Genomic DNA, 14878 nt, shown 5'->3' on the forward strand with positions numbered 1-14878 from the left:
GATTAATCTATCCAAAATGGAGGAACGATATTAGAAGAAAATGTAGTACAGTCACCACATGCTGCTTTAACCATAGAATATGATAAACCGCTAGAAGATAAATAAACTAAATAACGGCTTGAAATCGCAGAGCGTAATTGAGTTCCGTTGCAAGGAGGGTCTCCTAAACAATCTACAAATTCTCTCACATTACAATCACTTTCATAGTAAGGAGGAAGAGGTTCTTTAGGAAATAAATCTGCGTAATTAAAGAAAATTCTTTCTGATGAAACTGAAGATACTTCAAAAAATCCAATCACTTTTTCTGTTGGATTCTCTACAGATTTTATATTTCCATAGAAAAAACCAGGTTGCTTTGGTGAAAGAACACTTCCTGAGCTGGATAGATCTCTTAAAGTTTTATAATAGGTATAAGCCGCTAAATTTTGAACATATTGTTTTACAAAAATACTATAACGATGAGTGATTATATAGTTTTGATTACTAATAAAGCGTACTGGAAAATTAACTCTATCTTCACTAAGACTATTTGTGTTGTTTAAAATTATATCATCTGACTTTTTTGTTGAGAAGCAAGTTCTAGTCTCTTTTGTTCGAAGGCTTACAAGAATATCTTCTCTTGCAGGCGAACCTGGAAAATCTTCATTTGGATTTGCAGGTACTGCGGGAACATTTACTATCGATGTTTGAAACGGACTCCATAAAGGAGATTCAATTTTGTACGTTTCTACATATTCATACCTGTAATATTTTGAAGTATTACTAGGGTCATAGCTGTTTACATTAATTTGTACACCTCTTTCTCCTTTAACATTCTCGACAGTTGCAGTTAAATTATCAATTTTGGTTTCAGTTGTTAAAACTTGTTCGTCAGAAGTATAATTTTTTCCAGCACTTGTTCTAATTTTCAATTGATATTTTCTTCCTGGCTCTGCTTTAAAAGGAGTAATAGATGCATATAATGTATCTTTTTCTTCAAATTGATACTCATTTCCTTGATCGTCAGAAACAGAAACATTGGCACCTTTTTCTAGTTTTGGACCAGTTTCTTCAAGCTCATATACTTGAGAAAGTCTTATAGTTTGATTTTTTAGTTCATTAGTAATAGTTCCTTCTACGACAAGAGCACTTTCAAAATCATTATTCTGAAAAACATATTGTTCAGTACAACTGCTGGCAGCAACCGCCAAAATTACGAAAAGAGAGATTTTATATATGAAATTTTTCATGATTTTAGAACTTGAAATTGTATGTAATACTTGGAATTGGAATAGAGAAAATAGATGTTTTATAAGCTTTAATTTGTCCTTCTTTTGTAACAAAGAATACTGAATAAGGATTATTGCGTCCCAATACATTATAAACAGATATATTCCAAAAGCTATGTGCTAACTTTTTGATTTTGTGATTTCCTTCGATGTTCAAACCAATGTCAAGTCTGAAATAATCTGGAATTCTAAATTTATTACGATCACTATATACAGTGTATTGTTCATTACCATAATCATATCTTCCAATAGGATATGTAATTGGTCTTCCCGTTTGATAGATAAAGTTACTAGAAAAACTATAACGTTTTGTAATTCTGTAGTTTAAAACAGCGCTAAAGTCATGCGGTTTATCAAAATTAGAAGCAAAATATTTTCCGTTATTTACTTTTTCTGACTGAAACTGACTGTCTAGTTTTATTAAAGATCTCGAATAAGTATATCCAAGCCATCCGTTTAATTTGCCTACTTGTTTCTTTACTAAAACTTCTATGCCATAAGCTTTCCCTTCTCCTTGTAAAAGTTCAGTTTCAATGTTTTCATTAAGTAACAATTCGGCACCAACTTTATAATCTAAGATGTTTTTAGATTTTTTGTAATATCCTTCTAAGCTAAGTTCAACATCACCATCTTTTAAATTTTTATATAAACCTAAAGAAACTTGCTGTGCACTTTCGGGCTTAACATTCAAGTCAGATAGTTTCCAAATATCGGTTGGAGACTGAGTTGTGTTATTAGAGAGTAAATGAATGTATTGATATGTTTTATCATAACTTGCTCTCACAGAAAAGTCATCCGTCAAGAAATATCTAGCAGCAATTCTAGGCTCAAGTCCGCCGTATCTTTTAATTACCTCATTGTTGCCGTATGTTTTGGTTTCAATTACTGTAGCATTGTTAATAGGTGCATTCGGTTCGTAAATTCTTTGAGTAGATTTTCCTAAGGCAGCAAAAGTCGAGTAACGTAAACCAAAATCAAGCAAAAACTTATCACTTATTTTAAAGTTGTCACCAATATATGCTGCAGATTCTAAACCTCGTTCTGTTTCAACATCAATTGGAATTAAAGTCGACTGCGGATTTGTTGGATTTAAATATCCCGGGTCAACAGAGTACAATTTTGTTGAAAGACCATAGCTGAACTTATGTTTTTGATTGTATAAATAAGTCATTTTTAACATTGCTTGAGTTTCATCAATTTTATACCCAAAATCAAAATTATCTACTCCTTCAGATTGATAATCAATGTTGAATTTGTATTCACTATTAGTTACGATTAATGAACCTTTATTTTTCTCGTTAAAAGTATGATTCCATTTTAATGTAGCTAATCTGTTGCTGTATTTGTATAATGAATCTGAAGATACGCTAAATTTATCATGGCTGTAATAAAGTGTAGATTCGATATCGTTGTTAGCATTTATTTTATGATTGTATTTTAAGATGAAATCATAGAATGATGCCTGGCTGTTTTTTAACTTCTCGTCATCTAAGCTTTTTAAAATCCAATCAGAATAGGTAGCTCTTCCTCCGGCAACTAAACTTGATTTTCCTTTTACAATAGGTGTAGAAATCATTAAATTGCTGGTTACGGGACCAATGCCGCCTTCTCCCTGAAATTTGTCTACATTACCGCTTTTTGAAGTAATGTCAAAAACAGATGATAATCTTCCTCCAAATTCAGCAGGAATGCTTCCTTTATAAATATCTACTTTTTTGGTTGTGTATGGATTTAGCGCTGTAAAAAAGCCAAAGAAATGTGAGGGATTATAAAGAGTTGCATGATCCAGTAAGAATAAATTCTGATCTTCTTTACCACCTCTGACATTAAAACCAGAAGATCCTTCTCCAGCCGTTTTTATTCCAGGCATTGTTAAAGCAACTTTCAAAATATCGCGTTCACCAAGAACCAAAGGTACGTTTTTAATTCCTTCAGAATCAATTGTTGTTACACCTGTAATGGCAGATTTTGCGGCTTTGCTTTTATTTGTTTTAATAAGGACTTCATCCAATTGGTTTACATTGTCTGTCAACGAAAAGTTTAAAGATCCGTCATTATAAACCATTATATTTTTAGTGACTTTGTTATATGAAAAACTATCGGTTTCAAGAACATTTAAACCTCCTGGGACTTGAAGGCTGTAATATCCTTTTTTATCAGTAGTAGCAGAAAATTCCGAATTGGGAACTTTTACCATAACGTTTGCAAGACCAGAATTGTTTTTTCCGCCTTTTACAAATCCAGTAATAGTGTAAGTTGCTTTCTTTTTCTGATTTTTTACCTCTTTACCAATCAGAATAAGGTCTCTAACGTTTTTGTTAGGGTTTCTTGAATTTGTTTTCTTTATAGAATCATATTGCTGATAAAATATTGGGGTCGTCATCTGACCATTTTCATCTCTTTCAAGAGGAATTCCAAAATAATCGTCAGGTAATTGACTATAAATGATGCTGTTATTGGTTACGATAATTTTATTTTCAGAAATATAAAAGTTAAAGCTTGTATTCTGAAAAACATCTTCTAGAACTTCACCAACTCGAACTTCTTTATATTGCTTTGTTATTGAAACACTATCGTTTTCAAACCATTTTTCATCAAAATAGAATTTGTAATATGATACTTTCTCGATATCTTGTATAGCAGTTTTTATATTGGCATTCTTAAATTCAACTGTTATTTTGTCACTAATTACTTGAGAATAAATTATTTGTTGAAAGGCTATTAAAAATAATATAAGAGTAATTTTTTTCATTTAATTAGAACTTTTTTTTAAAAGACCATTGATTTGTTTCGTTAGATTTTCCATAAATTGATTTTTATTGGACTCTTCTAATTTCTTGTCTGTTTTGTAAATACCATTTATTTCCTTTTTATAATCTGGGAAGATTTTCTTAAAATCTTTTTCGGATTCTACCTTATAGAAATAGTTTTTGTATTTAATAAAATAGTTGATTTTATAAATGTAATTGTAGTAAACAACATCGGCCTGAAGCGACTTTACCTTTTCTTTGAAATGTTTGGTATAAAGAGAAACATTATCGCCAACATATGTTTCTTCGTAGATGCCTTTTATAAGTGAAGGGAATTTAACTGATTCTTCTTTTAAGTTGACAAATTTTTTATTTTTAATAAAGAAATAATCAACCTTTTGCGTGATCAAATTTATAGGTAAATTTTCTGAAGAACCATTCTGCTTGTAAATAACTTGATCCAGCAGAATATCATATTTTAAGTTAACATTTGAGTAAATCTGACCTTCATAACTAATATCGCCCAGATTAAACTCTTCTGTATAATATCTATTTTTTCCAGCTAATGGACGAAAGGGCTCGCTATGAACAATTCCGTTATTAATATTTAAGTTGTCTTTTCCGACTGCCTCATCGAAATAATCGTATAATGATGATTTTTCAACAGATTGTGAATGTAAATACGATATGTTTAAGAAGGTGCCAAATATCAAAAGATAAATAGCTTTTTTTTGATAATTTTTCAAAGGAAATGTGGTTTATTGTTTTTTGGATGATTGGCTTCAAAAGTATTAAAAAAAATGTTATAAAAATCACGCAAAAGTGTTAAAATGTAATAAAAACATTATATTATTAAATCGAAAAACCCCAATTCAGTTAATGAATTGGGGTTTTCTATGAATAAACCTTTAGTAAACTAAGATCTGATTACTCTTTTTTGTCCTCGCGTGGAGGTCTAGGAACAAGTGCTTTTTTAGACACTTTTTCTTTTTTAGTTTTTGGATCAACTCCTAAGTATTTTACTTGGAAAACATCTCCCATTTTAACTACGTCAGCAACGTTTTCAGTGCGTTCCCAAGCAAGTTCAGATACGTGAAGTAATACTTCGTTTCCTGGTGCAGCAGTATATTCTACTACAGCTCCAAAGTCAAGCATTTTGATAACTTTTACTTCGTAAGCTTCTCCTAATTGTGGTTTGAAAGTAATAGAAGCAATTTTTGCTAATACGGTTTCAATACCAGCAGGATCTGTACCTAAGATTTCGATAACACCTTGCTCATCAACCTCATTAATAACGATAGTTGTTCCAGTAGCTTTTTGTAATTCTTGAATTACTTTTCCACCAGGTCCAATTAATGCTCCAATAAAGTTTCCAGGAATAGTTCTTGTGATGATTTTTGGCGCATGTGCTTTAACGTCAGCTCTTGGAGTTGCAATAGTTTCAGTTAATTTACCTAAAATGTGCATACGTCCGTCACGAGCTTGGTTAAGAGCTTGTTCCATAATGTCATAACGTAATCCATCAATTTTGATGTCCATTTGACAAGCTGTAATACCATCAGCAGTTCCAGTTACTTTAAAGTCCATATCTCCTAAGTGATCTTCATCACCTAAAATATCAGACAAAACAGCAAATTTCTCACCATCAGTAATCAATCCCATAGCAATTCCAGAAACTGGTTTTACCATTTGAACTCCAGCATCCATAAGAGCCATTGTTCCAGCACAAACTGTTGCCATAGAAGAAGAACCATTAGATTCTAAAACTTCAGAAACAATACGAATTGTATAAGGACAATCTGCAGGAATCATGTTTTTTAATGCTCTTTGAGCTAAATTACCGTGACCAACTTCTCTTCTTGAAGTTCCTCTTAATGGTTTTGCTTCACCAGTAGAGAAAGGAGGGAAGTTATAGTGTAAGTAGAATTTCTCTTCACCTTGTTCAGATGGAGAATCGATTTGGTTTGCTTCTCTAGAAGTTCCTAAAGTTACAGTTGCCAAAGCTTGAGTTTCTCCACGTGTAAATAAAGAAGATCCGTGAACTCTTGGTAAATAATCAGTTTCACACCAGATTGGTCTGATTTCTGTAGTTTTTCTTCCGTCTAAACGAATTCCTTTTTCAAGGATAACATTACGAACAGCTTCTTTGTTTGTTTTGTAGAAATATTTCCCTACTAAACCAGCTAAATCTGGATTTTCAGCATATTCTTCTTCTGTAAACAAAGCTTTAGCCTCTTCTTTTACAGCTGCAAATTTCTCACCTCTTTCACTTTTTCCAGAAGCTTCTTGTGCAATTGTATAGCATTTATCGTAAGCAGCAGCTTTTACTTTTGCGTAAACAGCTTCGTCTTCGATTTCACCTTCGTAAGTTCTGTATTCTGGAGAACCAACTGCAGCTCTTAATTTTTGTTGAGCAACAATTTGAACTTTAATAGCCTCGTGAGCAAATTTGATAGCTTCTACCATTTCTGCTTCTGAGATTTCTTTCATCTCACCTTCAACCATTGCAACAGAGTCCATAGAAGCTCCAATCATCATATCGATGTCAGATTTTTCTAATTCTTCTCTACTAGGGTTGATAACGAATTTCCCGTCAATACGTGCAACACGTACTTCAGAAATTAAGTTATAAAAAGGAATATCTGAAACTGCTAATGCTGCAGATGCTGCTAAACCAGCTAATGCATCTGGCATAACTTCTTCGTCATGAGACATTAATTGAATCATAACTTGTGTTTCAGCGTGGTAGTCGTCTGGGAAAAGTGGACGTAAAACACGGTCAACTAATCTCATTGTTAATACTTCGCTGTCGCTTGGACGTGCTTCTCTTTTGAAGAAACCTCCTGGGAAACGACCTGCTGCAGCAAATTTTTCGCGGTAATCTACCGTTAATGGTAAAAAGTCAACGCCTGGGTTAGAAGTGCGAGCTGAAACTGCTGTTGCAAGAATCATTGTGTCGCCCATTCTTACTACTACAGAACCATCAGCTTGTTTAGCTAAACGTCCTGTCTCGATTGTGATGCTTCTGCCATCACCTAAATCGATTTTTTCTACAAATAATTGTGGAATCATAAATTTTTTCCTTTTGATTATACAATGGGTTTTAGTTGTGTTGTAGTGTTGTTGTGTGTAGTTGTTGTTATCTAAAACCCAATGAAAAACCAAACTTTTTTTCTTGTAATATGCTTGTAAGCAGTTGTAATTGTAAAAACAAAAAGAGGCACTTTCGCACCTCTTTTATATATTGATTATTTTCTGATATTCAATACTTTGATAATCTCACGATATCTGTTGATCTCTTTCTTTTTCAAGTAATCCAACAAAGCTCTTCTTTTACCTACTAATAGTACAAGAGAACGCTCAGTGTTGTAATCGTGACGATTTTTTTTCAAGTGTTCAGTTAAGTGAGCAATTCTGTAAGTGAACAATGCAATTTGACCTTCTGCGCTTCCAGTGTTTGTTGCACCACCGTGTTGTGCGAAAATCTCTTCTTTCTTTTCTTTAGTTAAATACATTCCAATATTATTTAATGATTTTTATGTATGTCATACATCTTTTGTAAGACGGTGCAAAATTAGATTAAAAAAACAGAAAAATCAAAAAAAAATACAAGAATCTAAAAATAAGAGCTAAGAAATTTATTTTTAACGATTTAAAACTTTTTATTTTATTAATTAGATACTGTTATTGGTATTGTATATAGTACTCTGACAGGTATTCCTCTTTGTTTTGCGGGAAGCCAGTTTTCATAGCTTGTAATTACTCTAATGGCTTCTTCATCAAGACCATATCCTAATGACTTTAGAATCTTTGGTTCGACAATTTTACCGTCTTTTTCAATTACAAATTGAACGATAACCTTTCCAGATACTTTGTTTATTACGGCGTCTTTTGTTTTTACAAAGTTAGATCCGATGAATTTATAAAAGTCATTAATTCCTTTTTGAGGCAATGGCCTTGATTCTAGAGTATTATATTGTCTTTCTAAGCCATCAGAACTTATGCTTTTTCCAGAGACAAAATTTCCGTTATTATAAATATCGGTATATCGATATTTTGTAATTTCATTATAGCCTTGCCATTCACCATCTCTAAGTCCATTTTTTACATTTCCTCTTAAAGAAAATTTTTCTCCATTTTCCTCATAGAAACCGTTGCCTGTTTTTACCGTTTGCTCATTGTTGGAATTCCAAAAGTCATGAATCTTTAAATCTGAATTAAATCCTCTTTCAGATTCAATATATTCACCTTTTAATTTAGGATTTCCATTTTCATACCATTCAGAAAAATTTCCGTTTAACCTCGATTTGATATAGTTTTCTATTCTTTTTTTCTTCCCGCTTTCATAGTAGTAAACAAACTCGCCTTCTCTAGAATTTCCCTCTTTTGTCTTAGAATTCCCTTCCATTTTTAATACACCAGATTTATAATAATCTTTAATTTGATATAAATCTTTTTCTGTATGATAGTCTTTTATAATTCTGTAAGAACTGTGATTTTCTTTTGAAACATCTTTTCCAATAGAATCATAATAAATGATTTTATCTGATGTGTTTTGCGAAAAAATCCAGATTGGAAATATTAAAAAAAGTAAATGAAGAGTTTTTTTCATTGAATGTTGGCTAGTATATATTTCTTATTTTAATTTCTTAACGTTTTTTGTATTCTGTTTTTCAGTTAATGATGAATAGGTGGTTTTCACATTGTTTTCATCCACACTTATTCCCGAAGTTAAAATCCCCCTATCATAATTGTCGACAAAAGTCGTTTTGTGCAATAGGTCGTTTCCTTGCCAAGAACCCTGTTTCAGTCCATCTTTAATCGTTCCTTTTTGTGATATAAACTTATCTGTTTCCTCATATTCTCCATTTCCGTCAGTCACGGTTTGGCTTTTATCTTCATCCCAGCAATTAAGAATTAAGGTTTGAGATTTCTTTGTTTTTGGATCCCAAATATTTTGTTTCTCAGATTTTTTACTTTGGTTTTCGTACCAATTAATTTCCTTGCCATTTTTGTGGTCGTCAGTATAATTAACAACAGCTTCCTTGGCTCCGTTTTTGTAATAGTAAATAAACTCTCCGTCTTTTTTTAGAATATCACGGTCTAAAGTAGCGCCAGTCATCTTCTTTCGTCCATTTTTATAGAAATCAGTTACGACATATCGCATGCTTTTTTGCGAATAATTGGTAATTACTCTCGTATAGCTGTAATTGTCGGGTGTGCATTCCTGATTTAACGAGTCTAAAAAGATTTTTTTTGAGACCATGCTAATTTGTGCAGACAGACTAACTGAAATTATCAGAAGCAAAAAAAGGAATATGTTTCTTTTCATTCAGTTCTATTTTTTATACTAAAAATAGTCCTTCTAGAATAGTTTAGCAACTTCCTGATTAACAAATTCTAAAAATCTTTCGTCAGCCTCTGTAAACGGATCAATAACATGACTGTCAATATCAATTTGACCAATATTTACTCCATTCACAAATAACGGAACTACTATTTCAGATTTCACTGTAAAACTGCATGCAATATAATTATCCTGTGCTTTAACGTCTGGCACTACAAAATTAGCATTACTTTCTGCTACTTGTCCGCAAATTCCTTTTCCAAAAGGTATAACAGTATGGTCTGTTTCTGCTCCAACATACGGACCTAGATGCAAAGTTTTCGCTTCGTGATTGGCAAAATAAAAACCAACCCAGTTGTAATATTCTATATTTTCATTTAAAAGCTTGCAGATTGCTAATAATTTCTCGTCTCTATTTGCTTCATTGCCAGTAACAATGGCGGTTATTTGTGGTTCTAATTCTTGAAATGTCATGATGTAAAATTTTATACAAAAGTATTTAAAGCTGAACTCAAAAAATACATAAATTTGAAAAAAAAAATCTCTTGAAAAAATATTTAGTTCAGTTTAAGCCTTTCTTGATTTTTGTAAGCATCTTTTTCTTGACCTATATTGTCTTGACTTTGCTTTATAAATTTTATTTAAATAGTTATGAAGCAGACGATTTAGATGGTATTACTATAGTTACAGGTAAAAATGCAGAGTTGTTGTTAAAGCTTTTTAATTATGATGTAATAATTCAAAAAAGCTCTCAAAATCCTTGGCAGGAGATTATTATGAATGGTGCTTATTTAGCTCGTATAACCGAAGGCTGCAACGCGGTAAGTGTAATGATTCTTTTTGTTTCATTTGTCGCAGCTTTTTCTGGAAAGTTTAAAAAAACATTCTTATTTATAATCTTAGGACTTATCTCTATTTATATTTTGAACGTAATTAGAATTGCTCTTTTAACGGTGCTGTTATTCTATTTCCCAAAACAAAACGCATTTCTTCATGGAGTTTTGTTTCCGTTAATTATTTACGGATATGTTTTTATTTTATGGATTTTTTGGATTAATAGATTTTCAAAATATGCTAAATAATTTAAAAGAAAATAAGTTTAAAATCTTCATAGCAATAGTTATTGTAGTATGCTTTGCATTAATAAGAGCATTTGAAACAAAATTGTTTTACGATCCGTTTTTGAACTATTTTAAAAATGACTTTCATAGTCAGCCTTATCCTCAAGTTGAAACTCCAAAGCTCTTTTTAGGACTTTTTTTTCGATATCTATTAAATGCAGTTTTGTCTTTGATCTTGATTTACGCATTATTTAAAGATCGTGATATTTTAAAATTTAGTTTATTAATATATACCTTGTTTCTAGTCGTACTATTGGGAATGTTTTATGTAATTCTAGAATATTTTCCAGATGCAAGCTGGCTTCTTTTCTATGTAAGAAGATTCATAATCCAGCCTATTTTAGTGTTATTGTTTATTCCAGGATTCTATTATCAGCTTCAGAATTCAAAAAAATAACATTTCTTTTTGTTTTTTATCGATTGTTTTTTGAATAGCTTTGCAGTATGAATTTGAAAAAGTGTACAGGTCTATTTTTGGCGTTCCTTTTATTGGTTTCCAATATTGGGTTTGCTTTTGATGTACATTATTGCGGAGGGAAAATTGCTTCCGTTTCATTAAACACAACAGTACAGCCTGTTGTAGAAAAAAAATGCTGTGGTTCAAAAGAGAAAAAGAATTCTTGCTGCAAGGATAAACTGGTTCACTTTGAAAAAAAATCAGACAATGCAACTTTCAAATTTTTCTTTTTCCAATTTGCATTTCCGGCTGTTATTCAAGACTATAAGCCTTTAGCCTTTTTAGCACTTCCAAATTTTAAAAAGAAAGAAGTCCTTTCGTATTATTCAGATGCGAATGCGCCCCCCTTATTCAAATTATATCATCAGTATATTTTCTATTCCTGATTTTAATGTTAAGATGCACTGCAGGTCTTGATTAAGACTTTGCATTTACATTTTGGTTTTTGTTTTGAGCAAACATCAAACATGTAATTCTTTTCAACATTAAAATCATTTTTTATGCAAAAAAATATAATGCTTTTTTTGGCGTTTTTGCTTTCTGTTGCTGCTTTTTCGCAAGAAGACTTAGAGGAAGTAAAAATTAATAAAAAGCAAAAAGGAATAAAAAAATCCTTCACAGTAACAGCCAATACATCTTTAATTACAAGTAAAGAGCTGCTTAAAGCCGCTTGTTGTAATCTGGCCGAAAGTTTCGAAACAAATCCATCCATAGATGTCAATTTTTCGGATGCCTTAACAGGAACCAAGCAAATTAAAATGCTCGGTTTAACAAGTCCTTATTTAATGATTACCGAAGAAAATATACCTTCTGTTAGGGGAGCTTCACAAGCATACGGTTTATCATTTACACCTGGAACCTGGATAGAAAGCGTTCAAATTACCAAAGGAGCGGGGAGTGTTATAAATGGCTACGAAAGTATTTCCGGTCAAATTAATACTGAGCTTTTAAAACCTTTAAGCGATATTCCTTTTTTCCTGAATGCTTATGGTTCAACCGATTCTCGTTTTGAAGTAAATACCCATTTCAACAAAAAACTTTCTGATAAATGGGCAACAAGTTTGTTTGTTCACGGAAACACTCGTGTAGCCAAAAACGACATGAACAATGACGGATTTTTAGACAATCCGTTAGGAAAACAAATCAATGTTTTAAACCGTTATCAATATTATAATCCAGAAAGTGGTTTAGTTAGTTTTATCAATTTCAGGTATATGAATGATAAAAAACAAACAGGAGAAGTTGATTTTGATAAAGATCGTGATCGTGGAACCACAATTTTTTGGGGATCTGAGATCAATACAGAACGCTTTGATGTATCAACAAAAATAGGTTATGTTTTTAAAGATATGCCTTATCAAAGTATTGGTTTTCAAAATGCATTCAACAGTCACAAACAAGATTCTTATTTTGGATTAAATCAATACGATATCAAACAGAATAGTTTTTATTCTAATTTGATTTTCAATTCCATCATAAACAATACAATGCACAAGTTTACGACTGGTTTGAATTTTACGTACGATCAATATCAGGAATTTGTAAATGTTACCGATTACAGCCGCATTGATAACTCGGTTGGAGCATTCTTCGAATATACTTATGACAATACAGATAATTTTAGTTTGATTTTAGGAGGAAGAGTAGATAATCATAATCGATTAGGATTTTTTGTTACTCCTAGATTACACATGCGATATAATCCTTGGAAAAATGGTGTTATTCGTTTTTCTGCAGGCAGAGGAAAACGTACAGCGAATATTTTTGCCGAAAACCAGCAGCTTTTTGCCAGCTCAAGAAATTTTTCGATCTTGGATTCAAGCGGAAAAGTATATGGACTAAACCCTGAAATTGCATGGAATTATGGTGTGAGTTTTTCACAGAAATTCCGTCTTTTCAATAAAAATGCCGATGCCGGTTTTGACATCTATAGAACCGATTTTCAAAATCAAGCTGTCGTAGATTTAATGCAAAGTCCGCAGCAAGTGTTGTTTTATGATTTGAAAGGAAGCTCATTTGCCAATAGTTTGCAAGTGGAATTTAATTATGAGCTCATTCATAATTTAAATTTAAGAACAGCCTATAAATATTATGACATCCAAACCGATTATTTAAGGGGAACATTTCAGCGTCCGTTACAGGCAAAACATCGCTTCTTAGGAAATTTAGAGTATGAAACAACAATGGATGAAGACAAACAATGGAGGTTTGATTTTACCTATAATTGGTCTGGAAAGCAGCAATTGCCTTATACGGCTTCCAATCCTGAGGCAGATCAATTTCCAGATTTTTCGCCTTCATATGCTGTAATGAATGCCCAAGTAACTCGTGTTTTTTCTTCTGTTTTTGAAGTATACATTGGAGGAGAAAATATTGGAAACTATAGACAAGAAAAAGCAATTCTAGGTGCAGAGAATCCTTTTGGACCAAATTTTGATGCCTCTGTAGCATATGCTCCAATTTTTGGGCAAATGTATTACGCGGGTTTAAGATTTAAGATTAAATAAAATTTTAATCGTAATAACAATTTCAAAAATCAATATAACGTTAATAAATAGTAAACAAAATGAATAAATTAGTTTTAATAGTAATGATATCTTTTTTAGGGTTTTCTGCGCAGGCACAAACTAAAAAGAATAAAAATTTAAAATACACCACAGAAGTAAACGGAAACTGTGAACAATGTAAGAAAAGAATAGAAAAAGCTGCTTATGGTGTTCCTGGAGTAAAAACTGCTAGCTGGGACATAAGTTCACATCAGCTTTCAGTTATTTTAAACGAAGAAAAATCTTCTCCTTTAGATTTAAATAAGGCAGTCGCAAAAGCAGGTCACGATACTAAGGAGGTTAAAGCTGAAACAGCAGATTATGACAATTTACACACTTGCTGCAAGTACGTAAGAGAATAATTATTTTTAAAGCCCAAGCGTTAGTTTGGGCTTTTTTTAATAGTTAATTTATGTTTAAAATACCGCATTTTATTGCGGTTACAGTAAATTATTGTTACTTTCACACACTTATAAAGATAACCAACTTCGTTTTATGAATAATTTTGATTGGACCCAGTTAATTAACCCTGAATTTTATATTACTTTAAGTGTCGGAGGTTTTCAGATTGGGTTGTTTATTGTGCTGTTTATAGTGTTTGCTGAAACAGGGCTTTTTGCAGGTTTTTTTCTGCCTGGAGATAGTTTGCTTTTTTTAGCAGGTATTTATAGCCGTGACTTGATTGAAAATGTTATGTTTATTCCTAACGATTTTTTAAACGTACTACTACTTGCGACTTTAGTGGGAATAATGGGAGTTTTAGGAAATATGACAGGTTATTGGTTTGGAGCCAAAAGTGGTTATTATTTATTTAAAAAAGAAGATTCATTCTGGTTTAAGAAAAAATATCTGCTTCAATCAAAAGATTTCTTCGAAAAGTATGGAGGAAAAGCCATTATCTACGCTAGATTTCTTCCTATTTTTAGAACGTTTGCGCCAATAGTTGCAGGAATTGTTTCGATGGATAAAAAGAAGTTTATGTTTTATAATATTTTGAGTTCTTTCCTTTGGTCTTTCATATTAATTTTTGCAGGACATTATTTGTACGGCATCTTTTTAAAACAAGGAATAGATTTGAAAAAACATATAGAATATATTATTATAATTATTGTAATCATATCAACATTCCCAGTGTTAATGAAGCTTTTGAAAAAGAGACCAGCAGAAAAGATATAATAAGAAATAAAAATAAAAAAGTCCGAAGCTTCAAAACTTCGGACTTTTTTATTTTCATATTTAATTTAGAAATAATTTCTATTTATATAAATGAATTCTCTCTAGTATTTACTATAGTGCGGTTTCAACCGGATATAAGAAAATAACAAACACTTTTGATTATTAGAACTAACTTGTAAGAGTTTCTGTAAATGTTAGTGTTTCTTAAGAAGT

The 14878-nt window shown here is 31.7% G+C and carries 14 protein-coding genes; 6 read left to right on the forward strand and 8 right to left on the reverse strand.

Translation table 11 applies throughout. The annotated features are described in order from the left end of the window. Positions 1 to 2 precede the first annotated feature (2 nt). The 8 genes from EDB96_RS03000 to EDB96_RS03035 form a co-directional block, all read right to left on the reverse strand. Positions 3 to 1229: a DUF4249 domain-containing protein gene (locus EDB96_RS03000; RefSeq protein ID WP_134139164.1), complete on the reverse strand. Its 1227-nt coding sequence runs from the start codon at positions 1227 to 1229 to the stop codon at positions 3 to 5. A gap of 4 nt (positions 1230 to 1233) precedes the next feature. Further along, positions 1234 to 4020 carry a TonB-dependent receptor domain-containing protein gene (locus tag EDB96_RS03005; protein WP_134139165.1) on the reverse strand — a complete coding sequence of 929 codons (2787 nt, stop codon included), beginning with the start codon at positions 4018 to 4020 and terminating at the stop codon, positions 1234 to 1236. Continuing rightward, the gene (locus tag EDB96_RS03010) at positions 4021 to 4764 is read right to left on the reverse strand and encodes a hypothetical protein (RefSeq protein ID WP_134139167.1); all 744 of its coding nucleotides are present in this window, start codon (positions 4762 to 4764) and stop codon (positions 4021 to 4023) included. 181 nt (positions 4765 to 4945) lie between these two features. After that, positions 4946 to 7090 (reverse strand): polyribonucleotide nucleotidyltransferase, encoded by a 2145-nt coding sequence (locus tag EDB96_RS03015; RefSeq protein WP_134139168.1) that lies wholly within the window; start codon positions 7088 to 7090, stop codon positions 4946 to 4948. A 176-nt stretch (positions 7091 to 7266) separates the two neighbouring features. Beyond that, positions 7267 to 7533, reverse strand: a complete 267-nt coding sequence (gene rpsO, locus EDB96_RS03020; RefSeq protein ID WP_057117622.1) for a 30S ribosomal protein S15 — start codon at positions 7531 to 7533, stop codon at positions 7267 to 7269. Between the two features lie 155 nt (positions 7534 to 7688). Next, positions 7689 to 8630, reverse strand: coding sequence for an energy transducer TonB (locus tag EDB96_RS03025; RefSeq protein ID WP_134139170.1), 942 nt, complete (start codon positions 8628 to 8630; stop codon positions 7689 to 7691). 24 nt (positions 8631 to 8654) lie between these two features. Further along, complete coding sequence (locus EDB96_RS03030; protein WP_134139171.1) at positions 8655 to 9350, reverse strand: hypothetical protein; 696 nt, start codon at positions 9348 to 9350, stop codon at positions 8655 to 8657. A 33-nt stretch (positions 9351 to 9383) separates the two neighbouring features. Continuing rightward, a complete protein-coding gene (locus tag EDB96_RS03035; protein WP_057117619.1) occupies positions 9384 to 9839 on the reverse strand; it encodes a GAF domain-containing protein in 456 nt (151 codons plus the stop codon). A gap of 71 nt (positions 9840 to 9910) precedes the next feature. Here EDB96_RS03035 and xrtF point away from each other — a divergent pair, with 71 nt between their 5' ends. The 6 genes from xrtF to EDB96_RS03065 all read left to right on the forward strand — a co-directional run bounded on the left by xrtF (position 9911) and on the right by EDB96_RS03065 (position 14665). After that, on the forward strand, positions 9911 to 10447 hold the full coding sequence (gene xrtF / locus EDB96_RS03040) for an exosortase family protein XrtF (RefSeq protein ID WP_134139172.1): 537 nt from the start codon (positions 9911 to 9913) through the stop codon (positions 10445 to 10447). After that, positions 10437 to 10883, forward strand: a complete 447-nt coding sequence (locus EDB96_RS03045) for an exosortase F system-associated membrane protein (protein WP_134139174.1) — start codon at positions 10437 to 10439, stop codon at positions 10881 to 10883. Before xrtF ends, EDB96_RS03045 begins: the two co-directional genes overlap by 11 nt. A gap of 47 nt (positions 10884 to 10930) precedes the next feature. Continuing rightward, positions 10931 to 11329, forward strand: coding sequence for an HYC_CC_PP family protein (locus EDB96_RS03050; RefSeq protein ID WP_134139175.1), 399 nt, complete (start codon positions 10931 to 10933; stop codon positions 11327 to 11329). Between the two features lie 114 nt (positions 11330 to 11443). Further along, entirely contained in the window at positions 11444 to 13450 is a 2007-nt protein-coding gene (locus EDB96_RS03055) for a TonB-dependent receptor plug domain-containing protein (RefSeq protein WP_134139177.1), read from the forward strand. A gap of 59 nt (positions 13451 to 13509) precedes the next feature. Further along, a complete protein-coding gene (locus EDB96_RS03060; protein WP_057117615.1) occupies positions 13510 to 13851 on the forward strand; it encodes a heavy-metal-associated domain-containing protein in 342 nt (113 codons plus the stop codon). Positions 13852 to 13984: 133 nt separating this feature from the next. Further along, entirely contained in the window at positions 13985 to 14665 is a 681-nt protein-coding gene (locus EDB96_RS03065) for a DedA family protein (RefSeq protein WP_057117614.1), read from the forward strand. Positions 14666 to 14878 lie beyond the last annotated feature (213 nt).

This window comes from Flavobacterium sp. S87F.05.LMB.W.Kidney.N, from assembly GCF_004366435.1.
Lineage (GTDB): Bacteria > Bacteroidota > Bacteroidia > Flavobacteriales > Flavobacteriaceae > Flavobacterium.

Coding starts and splice junctions, on each gene's coding strand:
- EDB96_RS03035 (WP_057117619.1), bottom strand. CDS start 9,839: ATGACATTTCAAGAATTAGAACCACAAATAACCGCCATTGTTACTGGC.
- EDB96_RS03025 (WP_134139170.1), bottom strand. CDS start 8,630: ATGAAAAAAACTCTTCATTTACTTTTTTTAATATTTCCAATCTGGATT.
- EDB96_RS03045 (WP_134139174.1), top strand. CDS start 10,437: ATGCTAAATAATTTAAAAGAAAATAAGTTTAAAATCTTCATAGCAATA.
- EDB96_RS03015 (WP_134139168.1), bottom strand. CDS start 7,090: ATGATTCCACAATTATTTGTAGAAAAAATCGATTTAGGTGATGGCAGA.
- EDB96_RS03065 (WP_057117614.1), top strand. CDS start 13,985: ATGAATAATTTTGATTGGACCCAGTTAATTAACCCTGAATTTTATATT.
- EDB96_RS03050 (WP_134139175.1), top strand. CDS start 10,931: ATGAATTTGAAAAAGTGTACAGGTCTATTTTTGGCGTTCCTTTTATTG.
- EDB96_RS03055 (WP_134139177.1), top strand. CDS start 11,444: ATGCAAAAAAATATAATGCTTTTTTTGGCGTTTTTGCTTTCTGTTGCT.
- EDB96_RS03060 (WP_057117615.1), top strand. CDS start 13,510: ATGAATAAATTAGTTTTAATAGTAATGATATCTTTTTTAGGGTTTTCT.
- EDB96_RS03000 (WP_134139164.1), bottom strand. CDS start 1,229: ATGAAAAATTTCATATATAAAATCTCTCTTTTCGTAATTTTGGCGGTT.
- rpsO (WP_057117622.1), bottom strand. CDS start 7,533: ATGTATTTAACTAAAGAAAAGAAAGAAGAGATTTTCGCACAACACGGT.
- EDB96_RS03030 (WP_134139171.1), bottom strand. CDS start 9,350: ATGAAAAGAAACATATTCCTTTTTTTGCTTCTGATAATTTCAGTTAGT.
- EDB96_RS03005 (WP_134139165.1), bottom strand. CDS start 4,020: ATGAAAAAAATTACTCTTATATTATTTTTAATAGCCTTTCAACAAATA.